We start from the raw sequence: 26,414 nt of genomic DNA on the forward strand, positions 1-26,414 counted from the left end.
TTGCACAACCTGGGTTGTGGATGCAAGGGTCTCCCCATGCCACGCCGCCAGCAAGCCGCCCCCGTGCAGCCCGAGTCCCTGGATCTGGGACACCTCGCCCTCTTCGTGGGCATGAGGGTGAACGACCTCGTGCTCGAGGAGATCCACGCGGCGGGCTTCACGGGCCTGCGCCACGCGCATGGGTTCGTCTTCCAGCACCTGCTGGGAGGTGCCCGATCCATCAGCGAGCTCGCGGCGCTGCTCGAGGTGACCCAGCAGGCCGCGTCGAAGACGATCGCCGAGCTCGAGAAGCTGGGCTACGTCGAGGAGACGCGGTCCGAGGACGCACGCGTGCGGCGGGTGCGCCTGTCCTCACGTGGACAGGCCGCCGTCGACAAGAGCCGTGCGGCGCGGGCCGGGCTCGAGGAGCGTCTGCGACGGGACCATGGGAGCCGCGCGGTGGAGGAGGCGCGCAAGCTCCTGGCGCGCGCGCTCGACTCCCTCGGGGGCACGGAAGCCGTGCGTGCCCGCAAGGTCCGGTCGCCCCGCTGAGCGGACGAGTCCCTCCGCCCCAGGGGCAATGGTTCCTCCCGGTGTCGCCGTAGTACGGCATCCACGGGTCCTCGAGAAGGAGACACCGTGGCGCGAATCCTGGTCATCCATGGTCCGAACCTGAACCTGCTCGGAAGACGGGAGCGGGACATCTACGGCTCGGACACCCTGGCGGAAATCAACCGAGTGCTGACGGAGGTCGCGCGGCGGCACGAGGTCGAGCTGGAGTTCTTCCAGAGCAACCACGAGGGCGCCCTCATCGACAAGATCCAGGGGGCGATGGAGACCGCCCGGGGCATCCTCATCAACCCGGGGGGCTTCACCCACTACAGCATCGCCATCCGGGACGCCTTGAGCGCGGTGGCCCTGCCCACCGTCGAGGTCCACCTGTCCAACATCCACGCCCGAGAGGAGTTCCGCGGACACACGGTGATCGCGCCGGTGTGTATCGGACAGGTCGGCGGGTTTGGAAAGCAGAGCTATGTGCTGGGGTTGATGGGACTGGTGAGTCACCTCGAGCAGCACGGGCGCCTCACCTGAAGCGGCTCCACCCCCGAGCCACCGGGCCCACGCGCGGCCAAGAGCGCATCCGCCACCCTGGTTGGCCCCCTCGAGCACGGTGTGAGAGGCCGGCCCTCCCTTCGTGACGGGCCTCGGCTGCCATCGTCCATGGGGGCGCCTTGCGACGAATGCACACACGTCACAACTCTGACGCACGACGTCGGACTGTGCGTGGAGCCATTCGTCACGATCGCGCCGCGTCCTGGAGGTGCCCTGTGCCCAAGTCCTTGATTGCTTCCGCTGAGTGGTCCCTCCTGCTGTCTCGCATGCGCGCGCTCGCCCCCGAGGCTTTCGACAGCCAGGGCCGCGTGCTCAACCTGATTGCCCGCGAGTGGGGCAATCCAGGCCACGGCAAGCCCTATCTCTCTCCGGTGGACGGCTCCCAACTGGGATTGCTGCCCATGATCGACCTGACCACCGCCACGCACGGGGTGGCCTCCGCGGCCGAGGAGGCCGAGGAGTGGGCCCGGGTGGACCTCGACACGCGCAAGGCGCGTGTGAGCGCCTGTCTGGACCTGCTGCGCGAGAACCATGAGCTGCTCGCCCTGCTTCTCTCGTGGGAGATCGGCAAGCCCGTGCCCCAGTCGCGCGTCAGCGTGGAGCGGTGCATCTCCGGCGTGAAGTGGTACGTGGAGAACATCGATTCGATGATGACGGGCCGCGAGCCGCTCGGGCTCATTTCCAACATCGCCTCGTGGAACTACCCCATGTCGGTGTTGATGCACGCCGCGCTGGTCCAGGTGCTCGCGGGCAACGCCGTCATCGCCAAGTCGCCCACGGATGGAGGCCTCCTGGCCCTCACCCTCGCGATGGCCTTCGCCCGCCGCTGCGGGCTCCCGATGTCGTTCGTGAGCGGCTCGGGAGGCAAGCTCAGCGAGGCCCTGGTGCGAGACCCCCACATCGCCTGCCTGTCCTTCGTGGGCGGCAAGGTCAACGGGCGCGACATCGCCGCGAGCCTCTATGATCGCAAGAAGCGCTACATGCTGGAGATGGAGGGGGTCAACACCTACGGCATCTGGCGCTTCAGTGACTGGGATCAACTGGCGAAGCAGCTCAAGAAGGGCTTCGAGTATGGCAAGCAGCGCTGCACGGCCTACCCACGGTTCGTGGTGGAGCGCGGCCTGGTGCCCCGCTTCCTCGAGATGTACCTGCCGGTGCTCACGTCACTGAAGGTGGGCCACCCGCTGCTCGGGGAGACGCCGGCGGCACAGCCCCCCTCGGTGGACTTCGGTCCGCTCATCAACAGCCGCAAGGTCGAGGAGCTGCACGCCATGATGAGCGAGGCCGAGGCCAAGGGAGCCGTTCCCCTGTACAAGGGCCGACTGGAGCCAGACCTGTTCCTGCCGGACCAGGACGTGTCGGCCTACCTCGGTCCCTGCGCCTTCCTCCACGTGCCGAGGAACTGTCGCCTCTATCACAACGAGCCGTTCGGCCCGGTGGACTCCATCGTCGTCGTGGACACGGAGGAGGAGCTCGTCACGGAGATGAACGTCTCCAACGGAGCGCTCGTGGCCTCGCTGGCCTGCGATGAGCCCGAGACGGCCCGCCGCATCGCCTCCGAGCTGCGCGCCTTCAAGGTGGGCTACAACACCACCCGCTCCCGCGGCGACCGGGAGGAGGCCTTCGGTGGCATCGGCCAGTCCTGGCAGGGCTGCTTCGTGGGAGGCGCCTACCTCGTGCAGGCCGTGACGCAGGGCCCTCCTGGCGAGCGCCTCTTCGGCAACTTCCCCGACTACACCCTCCTACCGGAGAAGCGGTAGCGGTTCGCCGGGCCCATCCCCGGCCTCGGGCCGGGTCCGGCCCGGCTCCTAGGGGTCCCAACTTGAGCACACTGCGTCAAAGCTCACACTGCTTCACCCTGAGGGGACATTCCTCACCGTGAAGCCGTTTACACCCAGCGGGGATGCGTCTACATGGCGCAGCAGAATGACCAGAATCTCGCGGGACCACTCAGAGGACAGCATCAAGGACATGACTCGCAATGCCCGCGACTCCAATGCGCGGGTGTCGCGAGTCATGCGCATCCGGAGCGTGTGGGGCCTCGCCGTCTTGCTCACGGCCGCGCCAGCGCTCGCGCAGAGGACGACGGCGGACATCCGGGTTGGCCTCAGCGCGCTCCGCGGGCCGGCCACCGGCGTGACCGTGCTCGCGGTGAACACCCAGAACGGCTTCGCGACGAAGGGGATCGCGCGCGCGGATGGCTCTTTCTACCTGACCGGCCTGGCGCCCGGTGAGTATGTCATCACCGTCACCCAGCCCGATGGCAAGGAAACCTATCGGACGGTCACCGTCCAGGTCGGCCAGACGGTGGACCTGAACATCAACGTCGAGGAGGAGGCGGCACTGGATCTCGGCCAGGGCGAGACCCTGTTCGTCCAAGGCAGGACCCCCGAGAGCTCGAGCTCCGAGGTCGCCACCAACGTCAGCCGCGAACAGATCGCGAACCTGCCCCAGAGCAACCGCAACTTCCTCAACTTCGCGGCCCTCGCGCCCGGCGTCCGCGTCTCCAACGATGAGTTCAACAAGAACTTCTCGTCTGGCGCGCTCGCGGCGAGCAGCACCAACGTGTTCGTGGATGGCGTGAGTCTCAAGAACAACGTCATCCAAGGCGGGTTGGTCGGTCAGGACTCGAGCCGCGGAAACCCCTTCCCCCAGCTCGCGGTCAGCGGGTTCCGCGTGATCACGCAGAACTACAAGGCCGAGTACGAGCAGGCCAACTCGGCGATCATCTCCGCGATCACGCGCTCGGGCGGCAACGAATTCCACGGCGACCTCCTCTTCAATTTCCAGAACCAGGCGCTGATGGCGCGGGATTACTTCGCCGTGCAGCGTGGCGAGCTGGTGCGGCCCAACGAGCTTCGCTCCCAGTTCGGGGCGGCGTTGGGGGGCCCCGTGGTGAAGGACAAGCTGCACTTCTTCGCGACCTATGAAGGCAACGTGCAGAACCGCGTGAACGTGGTGACGCTCGGCAATCCGACGGAGGAGAACCTGAGCCGGTTCGGCCAGTTCCAGGGCAGCTTCACCAGCCCCTTCCGGGAGCACCTCGGCTTCGGGAAGCTGACCTGGAGGCCGGCGGACAACCAGACCGTGGATGTCAGCGCCAGCCTCAGGCGGGAGACCGACGTCCGCAACTTCGGTGGCCAGCGGAGCTTCGAGAGCGCCGAGGACGTGCGAAACGATGTCCTCACCGCCACGGCCCGGCATCAGCTGCGGCTGGGCTCGCTGACGAACGAGGCCACGCTTCAGTACCTCGACTCGCGCTGGCACCCGACCGCCACGTCCTCTGGCGCGGTCGGGCAGGACTACGAGGGCGTCATCCGGCTCGGCGGCCAAGATACCAGCCAGGACATCCGCCAGCAGTCCTTCACGTTGCGCAACGACACGACGTTCGCGAACTTCGATTGGGCCGGCCAGCACGTGGTGAAGGCGGGCGCCAAGCTCGCCTTCCAGCACTACCAGATCGAGCGCACGCAGTTCGGCAACCCCGTGTTCCGCTTCCGTCAGGATGCCGAGAACGGCCTCAGCTACGACTTCCCGGCCGAGGCCGCCTATGGCGTCGGTGACCCGAGGGCGGCGGCCAACAACACGCAGGTGGGTGTGTACCTCCAGGACGATTGGGAGATCGCCAAGCGGCTGACCCTGAACGTGGGCCTGCGCTGGGATGTCGAGACCAACCCCCTGAACAACGACTACGTGACACCCGCGGAGGTCCGCGCGGCGGTGGAGGAGCTCGCGAAGACCGTCGCACAGACGAATGGGCCCGACTTCTTCCGCGTCGAGAACTACCTGACCAACGGCAAGCAGCGCCCTGTCTTCCTGGGCGCGGTGCAGCCGCGGCTCGGCGCGGCCTTCGACATGATGGGCAACGGCCACACGGTTCTCTTCGCTGGCGCCGGGCGCTACTACGATCGCACCCTGTTCAACAGCGGCGTGGACGAGCGGTTTCGCCTTCAGTACCAGGTCCGCACGTTCTTTTTCTCGGCGGACGGCGCCCCCCGCAACGGGCTGCCGACCATCGCCTGGCGGCCCGAGTACATGAGCCGGGAGGGTCTCAACTCGCTGATCAGCAGCGGCGTGGCCCCCGCCCCGGAAATCTACCTGCTCGAGAACGACACCAAACCGCAGTTCAGTGACCAGTTCAGCGCGGGTGTCCGGCAACAGGTGGGCCCGGTCAACACCTCGATGACGGTCACGCACATCCGTAGCCAGAATGGCCTCGGCTTCTATCCCGCCAACCGTCTGTCGACAGGCACCCGCGACTACCTCCCCGTGCCGGGCGGATTCGGCACTGTCATGATCTCGGTCGACGACCGGACCGCCGACTTCAGCAGCGTGCAGGTCTCGGCGGAGAAGCCCTATTCGAGCGAGCTCTCGGCGGGAGGCTTTCAGTGGGGGGCCTCCCTGGCCTACACCTTTGGGGTCGCCCGGGAGCGTGGGTCGGACTTCAACTTCGACTATCCGACCGTCAAGGACAGCCCCGTCACCCCCACCTGGAATGACGAGCGCCATCGGCTCGTGCTCTCTGGCATCGTGGGGCTGCCCCTGGACTTCAAGCTGTCCACGCTGATCACCCTGGGCAGCGGCCTGCCCTACACCGTCACCGATGCCTCCAGGGGCTACGGTCCCACCGAGTTCTTGCTCCTCACCAATGGAGGCCGGGCGCGGGGCCTCCTCCAGTTCAGCCAGGTGGATGTCCGGCTGGCCAAGGACTTCACGCTCGCCAAGGGAGGCCACCGGCTCAGCGCCTTCGCCGAGTGCTTCAACCTCCTCAACACCAGGAACTTCGGCGGATACGACGGGTACATTCCTCCGGGGACCGAGCCCGCGAACCCGAATTTCGGCAGGCCCACGAGCCTGGTGGGACCGCCGCGCAGCGTTCAGTTCGGCGTGGGCTACAGTTTCTGAAGAGGACGGGACCTCGGTCGCGGTGGAGCCCTGCATGAAGCCGGGCTGCAAGCGACCGGGCGTGGCCGAAGAGGTCAGCACCGGCTGACGCCTGGATTGCGTGCGTTGGAGCCTGGAGGCGCGCTGTGGCAGCGGCCGGAGAACGGCCCGCCCCCTGGCTGCCAGGAGCCCGGCCCCATCACATCCCGCCCTCACGCCCTCCATCTCCGAGAGCCGGAGAACGTTGCCGATCCGTGCAGCTCCGGCCCCACTCGAGAGGCCGCACTCCATGGATGGCGTTGCGAAGAAGATCCGCTGGTCACGTTTCCTGCACGAGCAGTCCAACCTGGGAGTGATTGTCCCCATCGACCATGGTCTCACCATGGGCCCCATCCAGGGCTTGGAGCGGATGGAGCAGATCGGACGATGGATCCATCATCCGGTCATCACCGGGATCCTCGCCCACAAGGGACTGGTGGAGCGACTCGGCTGCCAGGGGCTGCTCCGAGGCCAGGGGGTGATGGTCCACCTCAATGGAATGACCTCGCTGTCCGCCTCGCCGAACCGCAAGGAGATGCTGACCTCGGTGGAGAGAGCCATCCGCCTCGGCGCGGACGCGGTCTCCGTGCAGCTCAACTTCGACGGGACGAACGACGCCTCCAACCTGGTGATGCTGGGCCGGGTGGTGGACGAGGCCCATGACTACGGGCTGCCGGTGATGACCATGGTCTACGACAAGGTCGAGACCGCCCGGGAGGAGCCGCGCCTGCTGCGGATGCGGCACCTCATGCGCGCCTGCGTCGAATTGGGCTCGGATGCGCTCAAGATCGCCGCGCCCGCCAGGCTCGCGCTGCTGCCAGTGCTGCTGGATGGCATCCAGGAGCACACCTCCGTCTTCTTCGCGGGTGGCTCGAAGTGCTCGGACGAGGAGTTCCTCGCGCTCGCCCGGGAGGCGGTGGGCCGCGGCGCCACCGGGCTGTGCGTCGGACGCAATGTCTTTCAACGCGAGTCCCCCACCACCCTCCTCGACCAACTGTGGGAACTCATGCGGGAGGACTCCGGAGAGGTGCCGGAAGCACCGGTTCCCTTCGCCCGGCGGGCGAGCGGTACAAGCAGCCAGGGGGCCGCCCACTTCCTGGCCCAGAGCTTCGATGAGGCCGTGAAGTGAGCAGCGCGTCACGTTCGCGCTCTCCCCTCTCTTCCTGAAGAGCCGCCGCGCGACGAGCAGTCCGGACCGCGCGGCATCCTCCCACACAGGAATCATCATGAGCAGCCCAGAGACCATCATCAACATGAGCGAAGTCGTCACCATGCAGAAGCGCGAGCGCATCCGACTCGAGCGGCTCGAGGGCGACCGCAACCGCTCGGAGGAGACCAGCTCCCTCATCGTCTGGTTCGACTCGGCCGGACTGTCCACCCCCCAAGACAATGAAGGCCTGCTCGAGCGGGTGCTCAACCTGTCGTATACCGGCCTCATCCTCTACCCGGACAACCTGTCCGCGCTCGCGCCCGTCATCCCGGCGCGCGTCCGCAAGGTCTTCCACGCCGAGCACGCCGAGGATTTGGAGCGACTCGCCTCCCTGCCCCAGGGCGGCCAGGACTTCGTGGTGACCAGCCCGGACGCGCAGGTGCTGGCCAGGGCGGCGGAGCTGGGACGGAAGACGTGCTACCGGGCGTACGTGGACGATGGAGAGAGTCTGCACCAGTCCATCCGGGAGGGCAGCCACCATGACTACCTGATGATCCGCTTCCGGGATCCCACCAACATCCCGCTGGAGCTGGTGATCGCCTCGCTGCAGGCCACGAACACCGTGCTCATCAAGGAGATCAGCGCCCCCTCGGACGTGGACGACGCCATCGTCACGCTGGGGGTGATGGAGGTGGGGGCGGACGGGGTCATGTTCTCGCCGCGCTCGCACGGCGCGCTGAGCGAGTTCGTCTCGCGTCTGGGCCGGCTGGAGCGCACGTCGGTGAAGCTGGAAGTGGCCACCCTGGTGCGCACCGTCCCCATCGGGATGGGCTACCGCAGTTGCATCGACACCACCACGCTCTTCTCTCCGACGGAAGGCATCCTGGTGGGCTCCACCTCCCAGGGTGGGCTGCTGTGCTGCCCCGAGGTCTTCTTCCTGCCGTACATGGAGCTGCGTCCCTTCCGGGTGAACGCCGGAGCCGTGCACAGCTACGTCTACAACTTCGGCAACCGCACGGACTACATGAGCGAGCTGCGCGCGGGCTCACCGGTGATGATCGTCGACCGCACCGGGACCACGCGCCGCTCCAGCGTCGGCCGGATGAAGACGGAGATGCGTCCCTTGCGCCTCATCGAGGCCGAGTTCCAGAGCGGCGAGCGCATCAACGTCATCATGCAGGACGACTGGCACGTCCGGATCTTCTCGGACGAAGCCAGGCCACTGAACATCACCGAGCTGCGTCCCGGGGACAAGCTGCTCGGCCAGATGGCCCTGCCTGGACGGCACGTGGGCATCAAGGTCGACGAGCACATCATCGAGACCTGAGAGACAACCCATGAGCGCACCTGAGAAGAACCCGGGGAGCCGGCGTCCCCTGCTCGTGAAGAAGTTCGGTGGCACGTCCGTGGCGGACATCGAGCGCATCCGCGAGGTCGCGCGGCTGGCGCTCGCGAGTCAGCAGGCGGGCAACGACGTGGTGGTGGTGGTCAGTGCCATGAGCGGGGAAACGAACCGTCTGCTGGGTCTGGCCCACCAGGTGCTCCCGCTCCCGGATGCCCGGGAGCTGGATGTGATTGCCGCCACGGGGGAGCAGGTCTCCACCGCGCTGACCGCCCTGGCCATCCAAGCCGAGGGCGGGCAGGCCTGTTCCTTCCTCGGCCATCAGCTCCCGCTGCGCACCAACAGCGCCTTCACCCGGGCTCGCATCCTCCAGGTGGAGCAGGAGCGCATCCGCGAGGCCCTGACGTGCGGCCGGATCGCCGTGGTCGCCGGGTTCCAGGGCGTGGACTCCAACGACAACATCACCACCCTGGGGCGTGGAGGCTCGGACACCACGGCGGTGGCCCTGGCGGCCGCACTGGGCGCGGACGTCTGTGAAATCTACACGGACGTGGAGGGCATCTACACGGCCGACCCCCGCGTCTGTCCTTCCGGCCGCAAGCTGAAGTCCATCTCTTACGAGGAAATGCTCGAGCTGGCATCCCTGGGAGCCAAGGTCCTCCAGGTGCGCAGCGTGGAGATCGCCATGAAATACGAGGTTCCGGTTCACGTGCGCAGCACGTTCACGCAGGAAGAAGGCACGTGGCTGGTGTCCCGGGAGCTGGCGTTCGAGGCCCGGGTGCTGGCGGGGCTGGCCTGTGAGCGCCATCAGGCTCGGGTGGAGCTGTCGGGTCTGGAGCACCACCCCGAGCGGATGGCGGAGCTGCTGGAATTGCTGGCCGAGCTGAACACGAGCGTGGACCTGCTGCGCCACCGCCAGGAGGGAACCCGGGAGAGCATCTCCTTCACCCTCCCCGAGGGGGAGCTGCTCCGTGCGAAACCCTCGCTGGAACGGCTCGTGGACTACCTGGGTGCCTCCGCCATCCAGGTCTCGACGGGTCTGAGCAAGGTGTCACTGGTGGGCATCGGCGTCCGCTCGGATCCATGGGTCGCCGCCCGCGTGTGCCGCAGCCTCGCCCAGCATGGCATCCCCATGTCGGACCTGGCCGTGAACGAGCTGCGCATCAGCGGGTTGGTGGAAGCGCGTCGGGCGGACGAGGCCCTGCGCATCCTGCATGAGACCTTCGAGCTCGCACGCGCCGAGGCCCCGGAAACGCGCCCCATGAGCGCGGAGGAGGCCTCATGGTGAGCCGTCCACGCATCCTCATCGCCGGCGGCGGCATTGGCGGACTGGCGGCGGCACTGGCACTGCAACGGGCCGGGTTCGAGCCACGAGTGTTCGAGCAGGCCCCCCGCCTCCAGCCCGTCGGGGCCGGCATCCAGCTGAGCCCGAATGCAACGCGGACCCTCGTCCAGCTCGGGTGCGGGGAGGCGCTGCGCGACGTCGCCGTGGCCCCGGGGTCGCTCCATGTGAAAAGTTGGCGCACCGGCAGGAACATCTTCTCCACACCTCTGGGTACGCGCTGTCTCCAGGATTACGGGGCACCCTACTACCATGTCCACCGGGCCGACCTGCACGCGGTGCTCCTGAAGGAGCTCGGGCCGGAGCCGCTCCACCTGGGCGCCCGATGTACCGGCTTCGTCGAGGAGGAGGGCGGCGTGCGCGTGGAACTCGAGGACGGCTCCCACGCGTGGGGGGACATGCTCATCGGCGCCGATGGCATCCATTCGAGCATCCGCACCGCCGCCTTCGGGCCGGAGCAACCTCGCTTCTCGGGTTACATGGCCTTCCGCGCCGTGCTCCCGGCCGAGCGCATTCAAGGCCTCCGGCTCCAGCGTGACCTGACGTCCTGGTGGGGCCCGGGACGGCACTTCGTGCACTACTTCATTTCCGGAGGGCGCCAGCTCAACTATGTCGCGGTCGTTCCCACCCGGACGTGGCACCTGGAGTCATGGTCGGTCGAGGGGAGCCGGGAAGAACTCCTCTCGGAGTTCCAGGGCTGGCACCCGGTCCTCCAGGAGTTGATCCGCGCCACGGACCGGGTGTTCAAGTGGGCCCTGTATGACCGCGACCCGCTGCCCCGGTGGAGCCGCGGGCGCGTCACGCTCCTGGGGGATGCCGCCCACCCCATGCTCCCCTTCCAGGCGCAGGGGGGGGCCCAGGCCATCGAGGACGCGGTGGTGTTGACGAGTTGCCTGACACGGCATGCCGGACGGCCCCAGGAGGCGCTGGAGGAATACGAGCGGCTGCGCAAGCCCCGGACCCACCAGGTCCAGATGACCTCCCGGGGCAGTGCGCAACTGTTCCACCTGGACCGACCGCTCCAGGTGCTCAAGCGCAACACCCGGCTCCGGCTCACCCAGCGGTTCCGGCCCGACGTGCTCGCACACCGGATGGACTGGTTGTACGAGCACGACGCGCTCGCCGAAGCGGAGCGCTTCAGAGGGCTCTAATGATGCGAGCCCGAACCACCACCGGGCGTCCCCCCCGCGTCCTGTCTGGGCGGGACGATCTCCAGCAACTGCATCATGCCCTCATCCTCGTGCGTCACGATGTGGCAGTGCAGCATGAACTGGCCGATGTAGCGCCGGTAACGGGTGCGCAACCGGACCTGCTGGCCGACGGGCACGAAGATCGTGTCCTTCCAGATGGCTCTTCCCTGTGCATCCTGGAGCTGGAACGGATTGGTATGGATGTGGAAGGGGTGGCCCGGGAAGAACTCGGCGGCACCCACGCTGGAGACGACCCACTCCTCCACCGCACCCAGCGTGAGCTGGCGCGGGGGATCATGGGGGCTGAACTCCTTGCCATTGAGCAGGAACCTGAACTCCGGAGCTGGAGGCGGTTTGACGATCTGGACCTCGAAGCGAGCCTCCTGGGGCGTCGTGCTGGTGAGTTCCTCGTCCCCGATGGGTTCGAACGGAGCCAGCGCGGCCAACGCCTCCGGCCTGGGCAGCCTCATCATCTTCGGCGGGCCCTCCACGACGACGCGGGCCAGGACCCGGGCCCCGGGATTCTGCTCCACCTCGTCCACGAGCAGGTAGGTTCCCCGCGCCAGAGGCCTGCCATCCCTGCCCACCGCATGAACCAGCACGTCCTCGCGGTATCCGGGATGCATCTCGGTCACGTCCACCCGGTCGAGGCGACCCGTCGTGATGCCATCCATGGCGATCAGGTAGTAGGGAATGCTCTCGGTGGCCGGGTTGCCGCCCTCGCGGACCAGCCGGAGCCGGAACGGGAAGTGGATGCCCGCGTGGATGAACCGCCAGCGCTCCACTTCTCCAGGCCGCATCCGGAAGGTCGGTAGGATCTCTCCATTGAGGGTGACACGCCGCCCCTGGGGTACCAGATCACGCTGCCAGGTGATCTCGAAGAGCTGCGAGAACTCCTCCACCATGTTCGCCTGCCGGGTGTTGTCGTAGGGATCCGTGACCCGCCCGTAGGGAATCTGCTGGAGGACGATGATGCGCTCCCTGGCTTCGCGGATGCCCTCGAGCTGGTCGATGTCGCCACGCACGATCAACGGGCCCGCCATGCCGCTGCCGAGCTGGATGCTCACCGCGCCATGCTTGTGGGCGTGGTACCAGTGGGTGCCGGCGGGGTGATCTTCCGGTATCTTGACCTCGTACTCGAGCTCCTGGTTGGGTCCGATCGCGAGCAGGACGTTGTCCGAATTTCCCGCGGGAGAGACGTGCATCCCGTGGAAGTGGAGGTTGGTGACGTTGGCACCATGCGGGCCGACGTGCGGATGATCGCCCACCAGCTCCTCCTTGAAGGGGAGCTGGTTCCTCAGGAGGACTCTCAACGTGTCCCCTGGACGCACCTCGAGGGTGGGTCCCACCAGTTGCCCATTGTAGGAACGCAGCCGGACCTCATCCACCTGCTCGTGACCATCATCGAGCACGCGGCGGATCTTGTGGGTGGCATAGGCAACCGTCAGCTCGTGGTACAGCTCCAACGAGGGTTGCCTTTCCCAGATGCCCCCGTGCTCGTGTCCGTGTCCATGCTCGTGTCCGGGCCCACGATCCCACCCACGCAGGAGCATGTCCTTCAAGGAACGGAAGGTGTGCAGCCCTCTCCCTCCTCGCACGCCAACTCCCGCCTGCGGAATGCCCGTCTCGTTTTGTCTCATTTGTGATCTCCCCTGGTTTTCAAGAAGCCAGTCTGCCCTCATGACCGCGCTGGCCGCGTGCGCACATGCTGGATTCATGCCCGTGTGAGCGAGCCACGCGATCCCTGTACCTGAGTCGCCAGGAGGTCGATGTGATGGGACGGCCTCGGACGGGTAGGCAAGGGGTTGGCGTGGCTGCTGGAGCGATGGGCTCGTGCCCGTCACATCCCTTCCGGCGCGCCTCCAACCCGAATGACAGAAGGGAGCAGCCACTCCCGGCCCTCCCTCTTCTCTTGAGCACTTCCATGGTGATTGATGCACATGCCCACGTCTCTCCCACCCTCTTTGGAGAGACAAAGGAATATCTAGAACAGCTCGAACAGAGCGACATCCAGCAAGGCGTCATCGGCCCAGGAGGCATGCTGGATATCAGGCGGATGAGCGACTACCTGACTGGCAAGGCCGAGCCGTTCAACCAGCCTCCACCCAACGACTATGTGGAGCAGTCCTTCCACACCCACTCCCAGCTCCATGGGCTCGCCTGTGTGGATCCACTCGAGCCGCGGGCAGTGCAGAAGCTGGAGCAGTATCTGAAGAACGGGTTTCGAGGCTTGAAGCTGGCGCCCCTGATTCACGCGCTGTCGTTCGACAGCGAAGCAGTCGCCGGCCTGGTGCTGCTCTGCGGCGAGCGCGGGGTACCTGTCTACTCGCATGTCGTGCCGCGCCCGGGGGTGGATACAGCCCGGTTCGCCGAGCTGGCCAGGCGCTTCCCTCACACGAACTTCGTCCTGGAGCACATGGGACATGGACCGGCCGACCAGGAGGCGACGGCCGCCGCCTCCGAGCTGGACAACTTCTTCCTGGAGACCTCGCTCGGCACCTATCTACACATCCACGAATCGGTGAAGAAGGCCGGAGCCCACAAGGTGCTCTTCGGGTCCGAGTACCCCCTGTCCCACCCAGCCGTGGAGCTCAAGAAGATCCTCCTGCTTCCCATCTCCGAACCGGAGCGCGAGAGGATCCTCGGCGAGAACATCCGCGAGCTGCTTCGCCTCGAATGAACATCCACCCAGAGAGCGGGAACATGGCATCACTCTACCCACTGGAAACCATCAATCTGGTCTTGCGGCATGCACGCAATTCTCCCTTCTACAGGAACCATCTGCCGAGCACGCGGCTCCAGTCCTGGGAAGACTTCAAACGGCTCCCCTTCTTGAAGAAGGAAGACCTGCGCCAGCAATCACCGGAGGGACTGGTATGCGTTCCGCGCCAGAAAGTCCTGCAGTACCACGAGACCTCCGCGACGACGGGAGAGCCGGTGTCCGTCTGGTACAGCGGCGAGAGCATGGCGCGGATCCACACGCAGCTGGCGGAATGGGGAGTCGGCTTCAATGAAGAGGATCGGGTGCTCATCCGGTTTCCGTATGCGCTCTCCTCCATCGCGCACTTCGTCCAGGCGGCGGTCCATCGCAAGCGGGCGTGTGTGATTGCCGCGGACACCGGGACCCCGATCACCCCCCTGCCGCGCGTGGTCCAGTTGCTGCGCAAGCTGCAGGTGAGCGTCCTGGCCACCTTGTCGCTACAGGCAGTGGTGATCGCCGAAGCGGCGGAGATGGCGGGCCTCGACACTCGCCGCGACTTCCCCCACCTGCGTGCCATCTGCTGTGGCGGAGAGCCCCTGACCCCCTACCGCCGTCAGCTCCTACACGAAATCTGGGGAGTCCCCGTGTATGACAACTATGGAATGACCGAGACGGGACCCCAGGCCATGGACTGCGCGCGGCACGGGCTGCACCCCTGGGGCGACTTCTGGATGGAGGTTCTGGATGATCGTCTGGAGCAGGAGGTGGCGCAGGGGGAGACGGGAAACCTGGTCGTCACGTCCCTGACCGCCGAGGCCACCCCTATGATCCGGTACGTGACCGGCGACAGGGTGAGGCTTCTGACGCAACCCTGTGCGTGTGGCCAGAACACCACGCTGCAGGTCCGCGGCCGGGCGGACGACATCCTGTGGGTCCAGGGCAAGCCGTTCGACCTCTGGGAACTGCAAGCGATCGTGTCCAAGCTCCCGAGCCGCCGGTTCTGGAAGGCAGCCGCTGAGCCGCGAAGGCTGCGCTTCATCGTGGAGAAGGAGCGGGACGGGGATCAAATCCAGCCAGGGCTCCTGGAACAGCTACGGCGAGACCATGGCGTCCAGGTATGGGTAGACCTAGTCCCCAAGGGAACCCTCTATGACCGGAATGAGCCGGTCGCGTTCGGGAGACCCGGCAAGCCCAGCTACACCTGTACGCCCGCGGAACTGGCGGCACTCGTCGACGCCAGCCGGCCACCTCGCCTGGAACGAATGGAGGCGGCTCGCTGACGCGGTCCAGTTGCGCGGTCAGCAACGGGCTCGATGGGGCCACGCACGGGGGCGCCCGCCGGTTCAGGCGTTCTGTCCCCCGTCCACCGTGATGCTGGTCCCCGTCACATGAGCGGCGTCCGGCCCGGAGAGGAACGCGACCGCGGCCGCGATGTCCTCCGCCTTGCCGTAGTGCCCCAAGGAGATGAGCCCGCGCTGCTTCTCGGCTCTCGGTCCGTTCGCCGGGTTCATGTCGGTGTCGGTCGAGCCTGGGTTGACCAGGGTCACGGCGATCCCCCGCGGCCCCAGGTCCCGAGACAGGCCCTTGGTCAGCGAAACCAACGCCGACTTGGTCATGGAGTACACCGTGACGCCACCGTAGGCCACGCGCTCGCCGAGATTGCTGCCGATGTTGATGATGCGACCGCCGCGAGGCAGGTGCGGGATCGCCGCCCGCGAGGCCAGCACCACGGCCCGGATGTTCACGTTCAAGAGCGCGTCGATGTCCTCGAGCGCCATCTCCTCGAGCGGACCCCCCCGGGCGATGCCCGCGTTGTTGACGAGGATGTCCAGCCCGCCCAACCGTTCGACCGTCGCCGAGACGGAATGCTGAACAGCCGCGGGCTCGGCGCTATCGGCCTGGAGCGCGATGACCTTCCTCCCAAGCCCCTCGAGCTCTCGCGCGAGCGCCTGGGCTGTTTCGGCCGAGCGCTGATAGGTGAAGGCGACGTCCGCGCCCTCCGCCGCGAGCCTTCGCACGATCGCCGCACCGATTCCACGACTGCCTCCGGTGACGAGCGCCTTCTTGCCGGCAAGCTTCGACATGGTGTTCCCTTTTTGTGATGGTCGACACAAAATGCTCGATGAAGGTACGAGCGTCAAGAGGTTTCTGTGCCGGCCACTACAGAAAAAGAGAAGAGGGCGCCCAAGCGTGGCCGCCCAAGAGAGTTCGACCGGGAGGCGGCACTGTGCGCCGCGATGGAGTTGTTCTGGCGCAAGGGCTTCACCGCGACGTCCATCGCGGAGCTGTGCGCCGCCATGGGCATCAACTCCCCCAGCCTCTATGCGGCGTTCGGTAGCAAGGAAGCCCTCTATGAGGCGGCCATCCGGCAGTACCAGGAGGCACATGGTCCCCTGGTCTGGGGCGGGTTCTCCGAGGCGCCGACCGCGCGCGACGCGATCGAGTCCTTGCTGCTCTGCTCCGCCGAGGCCCTGCCCAGGCCCGACAAACCCCTGGGATGCATGGTGACGCTCGCCTCCGTGGGGGATGAGGGACATGCCGGACTGAAGGCGCTCCTCGTGGAGCAACGCGCCCATACCCTCCAGCGCATCCATGAGCGCCTCAAGCGAGCCGTGGCCGAGGGGGAGCTTTCACGGAACGTGGAGCCGCTGCCCATCGCCCGGTTCTACGCGGGCGTCCAGCAGGCGATGTCCATCCAGGCCCGTGATGGTGCGACTCGAGAGGACCTGCAGGCCATGGCCCGGCTCGCCATGAAGACGTGGAAGACCCTGACGGAAGCGAGCCGATAGGCTCCACCCGGCTCGCTCCCCGTCAGCGTCCCTCTTCGGGGGCTCAGTGCCGGCGGCCCGAGCCCGGCTCCGACAGGCCCCGGTGGAGCTGCGCCGAGGCGGGCTGAGGCAGCACCGAGGCCACCGCGGCCATCGCCTTGTTCTTCACCGAGCCCGCGACCACCTTGTCCTCGCCCGCCATCAGGGCCTCGAAGCCCTGACGCGCGACGAGCTCCGCGCTGTCCTTCTTCTCCGTGCCAACGCGCGTGTCATCCATGTCCGCGCGGTGGAAGAAGTTGGTTTCGGTCGGGCCTGGCATGAGCGCGGTGATCGTCACACCGGTGTCCTTGAGCTCGTTGCGCAGGGACTCGGAGAACGACAGCAGGAAGGACTTGGAGGCGGCATACACGGCCTCGAAGGGTCCCGGCATGACGGCGGCGATGGACGAGGTGAACAGGACGCGGCCCGCGCCCCGCGCCACCATGTCCTTGAGCACGCGCTTGGCCAGGTGCACCGAGGACGTGATGTTGAGGTTGATGAGGTTGAGCTCCGCCTTCAGGTCCGTGTCCCGGACGAAGTCACCGCCCACCCCCACTCCGGCGTTGATGGCGATCGCCTCCACCGGACGGCCTACTTCCTGGATCCGCGTGTACAGCGTCTCCACGCCCTCGTACTGGGCGAGGTCCACCTGCACGCTCCACACCCGGGCACCCAGGCGCTCGAACTCCCGAGCGGCCTCCTCGATGCCCGCCCCCTGCGAGGCGACCAGCAGATCAAATCCATTCTGGGCGAACTGCCTGGCGAGTTCGTAACCAATCCCGCTCGAGGCACCCGTCACGACCGCCAGGGGACGAGTCCCCGCCTTGTCGACTTTGGCCATGGCCTTCTCTCCGTTGTCAGGGTGTCATGCAGCGCGCTCAATGTTGGGTCACCGACAGGCGCGGACAAGCGAGAGCACCCAAGGGGGCGGGGGCTCGGGAGCGTTTGACCGGCCGTCTGCTTTGCCTCGGGAAGGCCCCCGCTTGTGCCCGCGTGCCCGGAGGTCAACCCTTGATGAGAACCCCGGGGCAAGAGGCCGATGACCGACGTCCGCCGACTCTACATCCTGCTGTGCGGCTACGAGATCCTCCCGAAATCGGTCTCCGTGCGGGGGGCGAATCCCTCGCTCCTCATGTGCGAGCCGGTCTGTGCCTATCTCCTGGAGACGGCGCGCGGATGGGTGCTCTTCGATGCGGGGATTGATTCCTCGCGTTTGAAGGATCCGCTCCAGCGCGAACGGCGATTCCTGAGTTCACCGGGCGCGGTGGCGGCCCCCATCGTCCTGCCGGAACATGAGCTGCTGCCGCAGCTCGCGCGCCTGGGTGTCGCACCGGAGGACGTCCACGCCGTCATTCTCAGCCACACCCACTACGACCACACCGGCCACGTCAAACACTTCACCCGCGCCGCCCTCTACATGCAGCGGCTCGAGTACGAGCACGCCATGGGGGCGCATGGGAACCCGGCCGTGTTCGACGATGATCTGCGGCTGCCCGGAAGGGAGTGGCGGCTCGTCGACGGGGACTGGGAGCTGATGCCCGGCGTGCGCGGCATCCTGACCGCCGGCCACATGCCGGGGCATCAATCCCTGCTCGTCGAGCTACCCCGCGGTGGCACCAAGCTCCTCGTCGCCGACGCGGGGGACCTGCGGGAGAACTTCGAGCAGGAGCTGGCTCCGGGAGAATGTCCGGACCCCGCGCAGGGCATCGCCTCCATCCGCAAGCTCAAGGCGCTTCGCGATGCCACGGGGGGCGACCTCGTCCTCTTCCATGACCCCAACGACGTGCACCCACGCCCCAGGGCCCCGGACTTCTACGAGTAGCCGCACGCCAGGACGCCGGGCGAACGAGCCATACCCAGGGTCGGACCGGGGTGTTACATCCCCCTCATGGATGAGTCGACGGGAAGAGAGCGGGGCCAGCTCCAGGGGAAGAAGAAGCAGCCCCGGAAGGTGTCTCCGCGCTACCTGGAGAACGCCGCGCTGCACTACCTCAAGCGGTACTCGGCGACGGTGAGCCAGCTCAAGACCGTGCTCATGCGCAGGGTGGACAGATCCCTGCGCTTCCACGGCGGCGAGCGCACCGAGGCGCTCGGTTGGGTGAACGCGCTCGTGGAGAAGCTCGTGCGCAACGGGCTCGTCAACGACCAGGCCTACGCGGAGACGAAGGCCCATTCGCTGCGCGCCTCGGGCCGCAGCGCCCGGGTGATCGCCCAGAAGCTCAAGCTCAAGGGCGTGGCCAAGGAGGTCGTCGAGCAGAAGGTGGCCGAGGCCTCCGCGGAGGTGTCCGAGGAAGAGGCCGCGCGCATCTGGGCGCGCAAGAAACGGCTGGGGCCCTTCCGGCGCGACCTGAAGACCCGGCCGGACAACCGGCAGCGGGACCTCGCCGCCATGGCCCGCGCGGGCTTCTCCTTCGCCCTGGCGAAGAAGATCATCGATAGCTCGGCGGACGAGCCACCCCCTCCGTTCTAGATGACGTCTGTATAAGAAGATTCCCCTTCAGCCAGAAGCCATGGTACTCCGCTTAATACGGGAACGAACTTCTGTCACGGAGTTCCTGGATTTCACGGAGTGTAAAAGGGTCTTCCATGCCATTCATCTCGAGGAGCGTTCATCCGGGGGCCCGCCCCCGCTTGCTTGCGCTGTGTCTGTGTCTGTCCGGGGCGACGAGCGCCGCGCAGAGCCAGACGCCGTTTGGAGCCAATGGCATTCCAGGAGTGATCAAGGCCCAGGACTTCGACCAGGGCGGAGAAGGCGTGGCCTATCACGACTCCGACGCGGTCAATTCCTATACGTATTACCGGCCGGACGAGGCGGTGGACATCGGCATCCGGGGCTCGGGCACCTACGAGGTCCGCGCCTCTCCGGGTGAATGGCTGGAGTACACGGTCAACGTGGCGCAGGGCGGACGCTACGAGTTCGCCCTCTCCTACTCGCTCCCGAGCGGCACGGGAGAGGTCCGCATCGGTTGGGATGGTGCGAACGAAGTCCCCGTCACCCTTCCGGCCACGGGCGGCCACGGGACCTTCCAGAGCTACAAGGTGCCGGTGCCCGTCGACATCCCCCAGGGCACACACGTGCTGCGCCTGACGTTCGCCGGAGGAGACCTCTACGTGAGGCAGCTCAGCTCGGCGCGGCTCGCCGGCCGGGCCTTCTACCTGAGCCGCTCGGGTGCTGGTGCCAAGGACGGATCCAGCTGGAGCCAGGCGTTCTCGGCGGAGCAGCTCCAGACCACCCTGAACCAGACGCTGCAGCCCGGGGACACGCTGTACGTGGCGGGAGGCGTCTACCAGAGCAGTACGCCCTTCTCCTTCTCGCTCACGACGAGCGGAACGGACACGCTGCACAAGAAGGTGGTGGGCGTGGACCTGGGTCAGGGGCTGCCCGTCTTCAAGGGGCTGTGGAATCCGGCCAATCCGGGCGCCTCCGGCAAGAGCTATGCGTTCCTGCGGTTCACGGGCGCGCACTACTGGGACATCGAGCGGCTGAGCGCCGAGAACTACTACTACGGCGTCCGGGCCGACACCTCGTCCCACCTCCAGCTCAGCGAGCTGCACCTGAGCCAGGTGCGAGAAGGTCTCGCCTTGAGCCACGTCTCGGATTCGAAGGTGTCGCGATCCGACGCCCGGAAGTACACCAAGCGGGGAATCCGCTTCATCGAGGACGTGTCCGGCCTGCTCGTGGAGGACTTCGTCGCGGATGCCACGCTGGGAGACGCCACCTGGCCGACGGAGGCCTACCCCTTCGGCGTCTCCATCGAGAATCCCACGGATCCCACCCTGCCCTCTCATGACGTGGTGTTCAACCGCGTCACCGCCCGGAACAACACGTTCACGACCGCGACCGCGGGTGACTACCAGAACGGGGACGGCTTCTCGTTGGAGCGCTCGGCCTTCGGCATCTCCTTCTTGAACTCGGCCGCGCTCGACAACACCGACGGCGGCTGGGATGACAAGTCCCAGGCGGCCTACTACGAGAACTGCGTGGCGCTGCGCAACAAGCGCAACTTCCGCCTCTGGAATGACAGCGCCCAGCCCACGACGTTGAACAACGTGCTGAGCGCGTACGCCCAGAAGCACGACAGCTACTCGACCGCGGGCCTGTGGTCCCAGGGCTACGTGGAGGTGTACGACTCCACGTTCTACGCGAACGCGGGCAGTGAGATCCTGCTCGAGAACAACGCCACCCCCGCGGCGCGCGTGAAGATCGTGAACTCCATCGCCTCGGACGCCACGGCCTGTGGAAGCGTGGCCACCAAGGAGGGCGGCACCACCCTGGAGTGGGTCAACAGCCGGATCTGTGACGGGGCGGCCGCGACCCCGGTGCCGCTCCGGGCCCCCCGCGCCGATTGGACGGGAACCCCCGCGGACGCCTTCAACCCCGCGGACGCCTCCGTCCTCCAGGGCTACCGGCCCGCTCCCTGAGGCCCTCCACCCAGGCTCGCCGGGCAACCCCACCCGGCGACGCCAGCTCTCCTCCCTGGGCCCGGCATTCAGGGCAGGTCGCGATCCAGCAGCAGGTTCACGCGCGGCACGCTGTAGCGGTCGTCGGGGAAGCGGTCGACGATACGGAAGCCCGCGTTCAGGTACAGCCCGAGCGACTGCGGCAGCCCCTCGACCGTCCAGAGATAGACGCGCGAGTAGCCCGTGGTGCGGCAGAACTCCAGTGCGCGCCGCAGGAGCTCCTTGCCGATGCCCCGGCCGTGGTACGCCTCCTCGACGATGACCCAGCGCAAGCGCGCCCCCGGTTGATCCGTCTTCGAGCCCGCGACGGCGATGGAACCGACGAACCGGCCGTCGACGTGGGCCGTCAACAGGAGGTCGCGGCCAACCTGGTAGTGCGCGAGGAACTCGTGCAGCTCCTGCGCCATCATTCCCTCGAACTCGACGCCCGAGCCCCAGACCTTGGCGTAGTAGATGCCGTGCAACTCGGCGATCCTGCCCAGGAGACCCGGTCGATAGCCTTCAATGTACTCGGGTCCCATGTACGCGGTACTAACGTGCTCGGTTGTCATGTGCTCATCTCCCATGGGGGTGCTCATAGGTCCTCGTAGGGGGTGCCCTCTTCCCAGAGCCGCTCGAAGGCGAGGTTCAGCAGGGCGACGGCGCCCCGGTGGCGCAGGGCGACGGCGGTGAAGCTGGGCGGGCCACCCACCGGGTCCTGCATCGACAGCAGCGCGACCTCGTCGTCAAAGACTTGCATCTTCACCGGCAGGGTGTGGACGACCCGGATCCGCTGCCCCTTCTTGCTCAGAGAGCCCATCCACTCGCGCAGCTCCGGATCGTCCAGGGCCTCTCGCTCATAGAGCGCGCGGTAGCGCACGCCTCGCTCGAGCGGGACCTCCAGGAAGCGGCGGTTCTGCTCCGAGGAGAGGATGAGGGGGCGCTTGATGAGCGCGTGGACGTGGTGCTTCGCCGCGCTCGCGAGCGCGAAGGCCTGCGCGGCGATGCGCGCGGGGTCGGCCAGGGCCTCGACGTACTGCAGCGGATCGTTCTCCCCCTTCCCCGATTGGAAGAGCGGGCCGAGCTGCGCCGCCAGTTCCAGGGCCACCGCGGCCGTCCGCTCGCGCTCGCGCTCGAGCTCCATGGCTCGCTTCGCGCTGAGCGCGGGCAGGGCCGTCGCGGGATCCGTGGGGAAGAACGTGCGCGGGGTGGTGTCACGCGCGACGCACAGGCCCTTGGCCTCCAGCGAGCGGAGCACGTCGTAGATGCGCTGCCGCGGCACCCGCGCCCGCTCGGCGAGTTCCGTGGAGCCCTGACCGCTCCGGGAGAGCAACGCGAGGTAGACGCCGCTCTCGTAGGCGTTGAGCCCGAGACTCGCCAGGTCCGTGCTCGAAGCCTCCACCTCTGTCCCTGTTTTCACCGCGGTCGCTCCCGGACGTTGTCGCCGACTCTCCCGGCTCGGCACCACTGCTCAGTGGTGTCAATATAAGTAACACCACTGGGCAGTGGTGTCAACGTGGGCGGCACAAGCCCCCCGGGCTGCGCCCAGGCAGAGGGAGCCCGCGCGTGCGTCAGTGGCGGCAGCTCGTCAGCGTGGATGCGACCTCGGCGAGCAAACCCTCGCCCGCGCCCATGCCCGAGAAGAAGACGCCGTAGTCCCATCCCACCCGAGGGCTCACGCGAAGCGGGCCAGGGCGAAGCGCGACAGCTCCCAGGGCACCCGCTGGTCCGTGGCCATCCAGGCCGCGATCCGGCCGAGCAGCACGGTGAACTTGAAGCCGTGCCCGCTCAGTCCCCCCACCACCGTCACCCGGGGCTCTCCGGGCAGCCTGTCCACCACGAAGTCGTGGTCCGGCGTCATCGTGTAGAGGCACACCTTCTCGAACGCCACGCGCGGCGACAACCCGGGCAGGTGCTCCGCGCAGGCCCGGCGCAGGGGCTCGCGGTCCGACTCGTGGATCTCCCGGTCCACCCGGTGGGGCTCGGTGGGCGAGCCCGGCTCGTGCAGCGCCACCTTCACGCCGGGCAGGTGTTCGTCGTGAGGGAAGCCGTAGAAGTTCGTGCCGAAGTCGATCCACACCGGGAAGCGCTCCGCGCTGAACCGCTCGAGCGGCTCCGTCGGCTCGAAGTGGCAGTACACCTGCCGCGTCACCGTGAACGGCAGTGGCACCACCCTCGCCAGCAGGCGGGCCGTCCACGGCCCCGCGCAGACCACCACCCGATCGAACTCGAGCACCTCGCCCCCCGCGAGCACGAGGGCGACGCTCTCCGTCCGGGACTCGAGGGCCTCCACCCGCGTGCCCGCGAGCACCCGAGCCCCATGCGCCGACGCGAGGCGGAGCTGCGCGCGCACGCACGCGGAGGCCCGGAGGAAGCCCGCCTCGGGCTCGAACACCCCCGCCTCCCCTTCCCTCAGCCGGAAGCCGGGGAACTTCCGCGTGCACGCGACGGGGTCCAATTCCTCGAAGGGAACCTGGTTGTCCACGAGCGCCTGGTGGATGGCGGTCAGGTCCGGGTGCCCCACCGGGGCGAAGAACAGGCCACCCGTGCGCGCGAAGAGCTGCTCCCCCGCCTCGCGCTCCAGCTCCGCCCAGAGCGGGTAGGCCTCGCCCATCAGCGACGTGTAGAAGCCATCCGGGTACGTCTTGCGGATGATGCGCGAGGAGCCATACGAGCTGCCCTGATCATGGTCGGGCGAGAACTGCTCCACGACGGTGACGGCGTGTCCCTCGCGAGCGAGGAACCGCGCCACCGCGCTGCCCACTCCACCCGCTCCCAGTACGGCGATCCGTGCCATACCGGGCATCCTGCCCTGGCTCGGGGCCTCGCGGGAGGAGTTGACCTCTCTGGCCGCGCGAGCACTGAGCGTCCGCCCGTCGGCCAGCGTGGGAGGCTGACGATAGCAGGGTTCTGGAGTAGGCATCCACGAACGGAAACGGAAGCGATGCCCTTGGTTCGTTTCTTCAGGGAAGAGACTCGTATGGATACCGCCGAGCAACGGGCGAAGACCGCCAGAGCCCTGAGGGAGGAAGCGCACGCCTTGCTCTCGGACACCGGCCTCCTTCCCCTGCTGCGCGACACCTTTGGCGAGCCGAGCGTGACGGGCAGCACCGGGTACGACCTGATGGTCTGGCGCGACATCGACATCCACCTCGCGGTCGAAGCCGAACGCTGGCCGGAATGGATGGCCCTGGGAGGAATACTCGCCCGGCGGTTCCACGGCATCGGGCTCGGACTCCACAAGGCCGACTACGTCAACGACTATGTGGATCCGCATCCACTCGGCGCCGGCCTCTACTGGGGTCTCCACTTCAAGGACTTCGTCGGCAATCCCTGGAAGATCGACCTGTGGGGCTGGGCACCGGCCGACCACGCCGTGCGGCGGGCACGTGAGGCCGCGCTCCGCGCGCAGCTCGCCACCTGCGATCGCGATCTGATCCTCCGGCTGAAGACCGAAGCGCGCGCGCGAGCCCACTACCATGGGGTGAAGGTCACCAGTTGGGACATCTACCAGTTCGCCATCGCCCGGGCGGGAGACAACCTCGAGGCGCTGGAGGCATGGAAGGCGGCGAACCAGCGCTGAGGCCCCGCGGAGGCACTCGTCCAGGGGCAGCTCACTGAGGCCGGCGGCGGCGCTGGCGCCGTGGCGGTCCCGTCCGCTTCGTACACCTCGAAAGCCGGCGTCAAGTACGAGAAGCTCCCCAAGCTCAGCAACCTCCACCAGGCGGTAGCCCACCCCGCGCGCCGTCTGGAGGCAGAAGCGCGAGGCACTGCTCCAGCCCAGCTTGTGCTCGAGGCTGGAGCTCAAGCCGGTGTGAGGCCGCTACCCGGCAAGCTCGCGGAGCAGCTGTTCGACCCCACGCGCGGAAACGTCATCCGCCGGTGAGAGGACAAACATGCTGAGGCCGTCGCTGTCGTCGACGGAAAACACCGACGTCTCGAACACGAGCTCGCCGACATCCGGCCGGACGAGTCGCCTGTACCTCACACCGTGCGTGCGCAGCTCATTCTCGGCCCACAGCCGGCGAAAGTCCGCGCTCGTCTCCATCAACTCGTCGACGAGCGCGGCAGCTTCTTCCGAGGCTCCCGCACGCGCGATGTCGACGCGAAACGCGGCGAGGCACGTGCGCCGCATGTCATCGGCATGCGGCAGGAACGTGGCGGCTTCGGGATGAAAGACCCGGCGCAGCATGTTGCGGTCGCGCTCGGGAATCGCGGCGTAATCGCCAATCACCGCCACGGCGGCGCGATTCCACGCGACGATCTGAAACGTCGGCGTCTTCACGAACGCGGGCACGTGCAGGTTGTCGAGCACGCGCTGCAACGCCGGCGTGACCTCGGCGGGCGGCGTGTGGCGGCGCGGTGGCGGGCGATCGTGAGCGAGCAGGAACAGCATCTCGCGATTCGTGTCGTCGAGTTCGAGTGCGCGAGCGAGGCGTTCGAGCACGTCGTCGGACGGCACGCCGCCGCGACCTTGTTCGAGCCACGTGTACCAGGTGACGCTCACGCCGGCGCGCGCCGCGACTTCCTCGCGACGAAGTCCGGGAGTGCGACGCCGCTCGGTCGATTCGGGGTGAAGCCGCTCGCGGTGAGCACGGAGAAATTCGGGGAGGGTGGTAGTCGCCATACCGGTATGCGGGCACGCCTTTTCCAACTGACTCGTGCAGCCTACAGTTCGCTCATGACCACGACAATGCGTCGGGCAAGGGAGTTCAGAACGGAGTTCGTATGCTGACGCTGCATCATCTCGGACGTTCACAATCGGAGCGGATCGTCTGGCTCTGTGAGGAGCTCGGGCTCGACTATGAGCTGAAACGCTATCAGCGCCGGGCCGACAACCGAATGGCCCCGCCGGAGTACAAAGCGCTTCATCCGATGGGCACGGCGCCGATCCTCACCGACGGCGACCTCGTCCTCGGGGAATCCGGGGCGATCTGCGAGTATTTGATCCAGACCCATGGCAATGGCCGGCTCGCCGTGAAGCGCGGCGAACCTGGTTTCACCGACTATCTCTACTGGTTCCACTTCGCCAACGGGACGCTGCAACCGGTCGTCTTGCAGGTGAGGAGTCTGGAGCGCGTCGATCCTTCGGACAAGAACGCGCCGCTACAGACGGCCAAGGACCGGTTCAAGCTGATCTTCTCGACCTTGGAGAAGCGGCTGGGGGAGGCGCCCTATCTGGCCGGCGAAGAGTTGACCGCGGCGGACATCATGACCGTGTTCTCGTTGACCACGATGCGGCTGTTCAAGCCGTATGATCTCTCGCCCTGGCCGAACATCCTGGCCTATCTGCAACGCATCGGCGCGCGGCCGGCTTATCGTCGGGCGATGCAGAAGGCCGAGCCGGATTTGACGCCGGTATTGGGGGCCGTCCCGGAATAAGCCCATGCCCTCACCCCAACCCGCTTCCCGTTGGAAACGAACGAG

23 protein-coding genes are annotated in these 26,414 nt (G+C 67.2%); 16 read left to right on the plus strand and 7 right to left on the minus strand.

What is annotated here, in order from left to right; all coding sequences use genetic code 11:
• Window positions 1-36: 36 nt before the first annotated feature.
• The 8 genes from F0U63_RS30315 to F0U63_RS30350 all read left to right on the plus strand — a co-directional run bounded on the left by F0U63_RS30315 (window position 37) and on the right by F0U63_RS30350 (window position 11,000).
• Window positions 37-531 (plus strand): MarR family transcriptional regulator, encoded by a 495-nt coding sequence (locus F0U63_RS30315; protein ID WP_395835104.1) that lies wholly within the window; start codon window positions 37-39, stop codon window positions 529-531.
• 87 nt (window positions 532-618) lie between these two features.
• Window positions 619-1,071 carry a type II 3-dehydroquinate dehydratase gene (gene aroQ, locus F0U63_RS30320; RefSeq protein WP_395835106.1) on the plus strand — a complete coding sequence of 151 codons (453 nt, stop codon included), beginning with the start codon at window positions 619-621 and terminating at the stop codon, window positions 1,069-1,071.
• A gap of 287 nt (window positions 1,072-1,358) precedes the next feature.
• A complete protein-coding gene (locus F0U63_RS30325; RefSeq protein ID WP_395848451.1) occupies window positions 1,359-2,852 on the plus strand; it encodes an aldehyde dehydrogenase family protein in 1,494 nt (497 codons plus the stop codon).
• Between the two features lie 211 nt (window positions 2,853-3,063).
• Complete coding sequence (locus F0U63_RS30330; RefSeq protein WP_395835108.1) at window positions 3,064-5,997, plus strand: TonB-dependent receptor domain-containing protein; 2,934 nt, start codon at window positions 3,064-3,066, stop codon at window positions 5,995-5,997.
• A gap of 268 nt (window positions 5,998-6,265) precedes the next feature.
• A complete protein-coding gene (locus F0U63_RS30335; protein WP_395835110.1) occupies window positions 6,266-7,144 on the plus strand; it encodes a class I fructose-bisphosphate aldolase in 879 nt (292 codons plus the stop codon).
• Between the two features lie 97 nt (window positions 7,145-7,241).
• Window positions 7,242-8,492, plus strand: a complete 1,251-nt coding sequence (locus tag F0U63_RS30340) for a 3-dehydroquinate synthase II (protein WP_395835112.1) — start codon at window positions 7,242-7,244, stop codon at window positions 8,490-8,492.
• A gap of 10 nt (window positions 8,493-8,502) precedes the next feature.
• Window positions 8,503-9,795: an aspartate kinase gene (locus tag F0U63_RS30345; RefSeq protein WP_395835114.1), complete on the plus strand. Its 1,293-nt coding sequence runs from the start codon at window positions 8,503-8,505 to the stop codon at window positions 9,793-9,795.
• Window positions 9,789-11,000, plus strand: coding sequence for an FAD-dependent monooxygenase (locus F0U63_RS30350; RefSeq protein ID WP_395835116.1), 1,212 nt, complete (start codon window positions 9,789-9,791; stop codon window positions 10,998-11,000). The genes F0U63_RS30345 and F0U63_RS30350 overlap by 7 nt, the downstream gene beginning before the upstream one ends.
• On the opposite strand, the gene F0U63_RS30355 is transcribed toward F0U63_RS30350, so the two are convergent.
• Window positions 10,997-12,679 (minus strand): multicopper oxidase family protein, encoded by a 1,683-nt coding sequence (locus F0U63_RS30355; RefSeq protein ID WP_395835118.1) that lies wholly within the window; start codon window positions 12,677-12,679, stop codon window positions 10,997-10,999. The genes F0U63_RS30350 and F0U63_RS30355 overlap by 4 nt on opposite strands.
• A gap of 284 nt (window positions 12,680-12,963) precedes the next feature.
• Here F0U63_RS30355 and F0U63_RS30360 point away from each other — a divergent pair, with 284 nt between their 5' ends.
• Entirely contained in the window at window positions 12,964-13,719 is a 756-nt protein-coding gene (locus F0U63_RS30360; RefSeq protein WP_395835120.1) for an amidohydrolase family protein, read from the plus strand.
• Between the two features lie 23 nt (window positions 13,720-13,742).
• Window positions 13,743-15,020 (plus strand): phenylacetate--CoA ligase family protein, encoded by a 1,278-nt coding sequence (locus F0U63_RS30365; RefSeq protein ID WP_395835122.1) that lies wholly within the window; start codon window positions 13,743-13,745, stop codon window positions 15,018-15,020.
• A gap of 63 nt (window positions 15,021-15,083) precedes the next feature.
• On the opposite strand, the gene F0U63_RS30370 is transcribed toward F0U63_RS30365, so the two are convergent.
• Complete coding sequence (locus F0U63_RS30370; protein WP_395835124.1) at window positions 15,084-15,824, minus strand: SDR family NAD(P)-dependent oxidoreductase; 741 nt, start codon at window positions 15,822-15,824, stop codon at window positions 15,084-15,086.
• Between the two features lie 153 nt (window positions 15,825-15,977).
• Here F0U63_RS30370 and F0U63_RS30375 point away from each other — a divergent pair, with 153 nt between their 5' ends.
• Window positions 15,978-16,529, plus strand: a complete 552-nt coding sequence (locus F0U63_RS30375) for a TetR/AcrR family transcriptional regulator (RefSeq protein ID WP_395835126.1) — start codon at window positions 15,978-15,980, stop codon at window positions 16,527-16,529.
• Between the two features lie 43 nt (window positions 16,530-16,572).
• Here F0U63_RS30375 and F0U63_RS30380 read toward each other — a convergent pair whose 3' ends face one another.
• A complete protein-coding gene (locus F0U63_RS30380) occupies window positions 16,573-17,388 on the minus strand; it encodes an SDR family NAD(P)-dependent oxidoreductase (protein ID WP_395835128.1) in 816 nt (271 codons plus the stop codon).
• Window positions 17,389-17,586: 198 nt separating this feature from the next.
• Here F0U63_RS30380 and F0U63_RS30385 point away from each other — a divergent pair, with 198 nt between their 5' ends.
• From F0U63_RS30385 to F0U63_RS30395, 3 genes are all read left to right on the plus strand, one after another.
• Window positions 17,587-18,369 (plus strand): N-acyl homoserine lactonase family protein, encoded by a 783-nt coding sequence (locus F0U63_RS30385; RefSeq protein WP_395835130.1) that lies wholly within the window; start codon window positions 17,587-17,589, stop codon window positions 18,367-18,369.
• A 66-nt stretch (window positions 18,370-18,435) separates the two neighbouring features.
• Entirely contained in the window at window positions 18,436-19,017 is a 582-nt protein-coding gene (locus F0U63_RS30390) for a regulatory protein RecX (protein WP_395835132.1), read from the plus strand.
• Window positions 19,018-19,178: 161 nt separating this feature from the next.
• Window positions 19,179-20,969: a carbohydrate-binding protein gene (locus F0U63_RS30395; RefSeq protein ID WP_395835134.1), complete on the plus strand. Its 1,791-nt coding sequence runs from the start codon at window positions 19,179-19,181 to the stop codon at window positions 20,967-20,969.
• Window positions 20,970-21,037: 68 nt separating this feature from the next.
• Here F0U63_RS30395 and F0U63_RS30400 read toward each other — a convergent pair whose 3' ends face one another.
• The 3 genes from F0U63_RS30400 to solA form a co-directional block, all read right to left on the minus strand.
• On the minus strand, window positions 21,038-21,529 hold the full coding sequence (locus tag F0U63_RS30400) for a GNAT family N-acetyltransferase (protein ID WP_395835136.1): 492 nt from the start codon (window positions 21,527-21,529) through the stop codon (window positions 21,038-21,040).
• Window positions 21,530-21,582: 53 nt separating this feature from the next.
• Window positions 21,583-22,407, minus strand: a complete 825-nt coding sequence (locus tag F0U63_RS30405; RefSeq protein WP_395835138.1) for a TrmB family transcriptional regulator — start codon at window positions 22,405-22,407, stop codon at window positions 21,583-21,585.
• A 255-nt stretch (window positions 22,408-22,662) separates the two neighbouring features.
• The gene (gene solA, locus F0U63_RS30410) at window positions 22,663-23,784 is read right to left on the minus strand and encodes an N-methyl-L-tryptophan oxidase (RefSeq protein WP_395835140.1); all 1,122 of its coding nucleotides are present in this window, start codon (window positions 23,782-23,784) and stop codon (window positions 22,663-22,665) included.
• Between the two features lie 183 nt (window positions 23,785-23,967).
• On the opposite strand from solA, the gene F0U63_RS30415 reads away from it, so the two are divergent.
• Window positions 23,968-24,570 carry a hypothetical protein gene (locus F0U63_RS30415; RefSeq protein ID WP_395835142.1) on the plus strand — a complete coding sequence of 201 codons (603 nt, stop codon included), beginning with the start codon at window positions 23,968-23,970 and terminating at the stop codon, window positions 24,568-24,570.
• A 240-nt stretch (window positions 24,571-24,810) separates the two neighbouring features.
• Here the strand turns inward: F0U63_RS30415 and F0U63_RS30420 are convergent, their stop codons facing one another.
• The gene (locus F0U63_RS30420; protein WP_395835144.1) at window positions 24,811-25,614 is read right to left on the minus strand and encodes a helix-turn-helix transcriptional regulator; all 804 of its coding nucleotides are present in this window, start codon (window positions 25,612-25,614) and stop codon (window positions 24,811-24,813) included.
• A gap of 101 nt (window positions 25,615-25,715) precedes the next feature.
• On the opposite strand from F0U63_RS30420, the gene F0U63_RS30425 reads away from it, so the two are divergent.
• On the plus strand, window positions 25,716-26,369 hold the full coding sequence (locus tag F0U63_RS30425; RefSeq protein WP_395835146.1) for a glutathione S-transferase family protein: 654 nt from the start codon (window positions 25,716-25,718) through the stop codon (window positions 26,367-26,369).
• The last annotated feature ends 45 nt before the right edge of the window (window positions 26,370-26,414 follow it).

This window comes from Cystobacter fuscus, from assembly GCF_044360685.1.
GTDB lineage: Bacteria > Myxococcota > Myxococcia > Myxococcales > Myxococcaceae > Cystobacter > Cystobacter fuscus_C.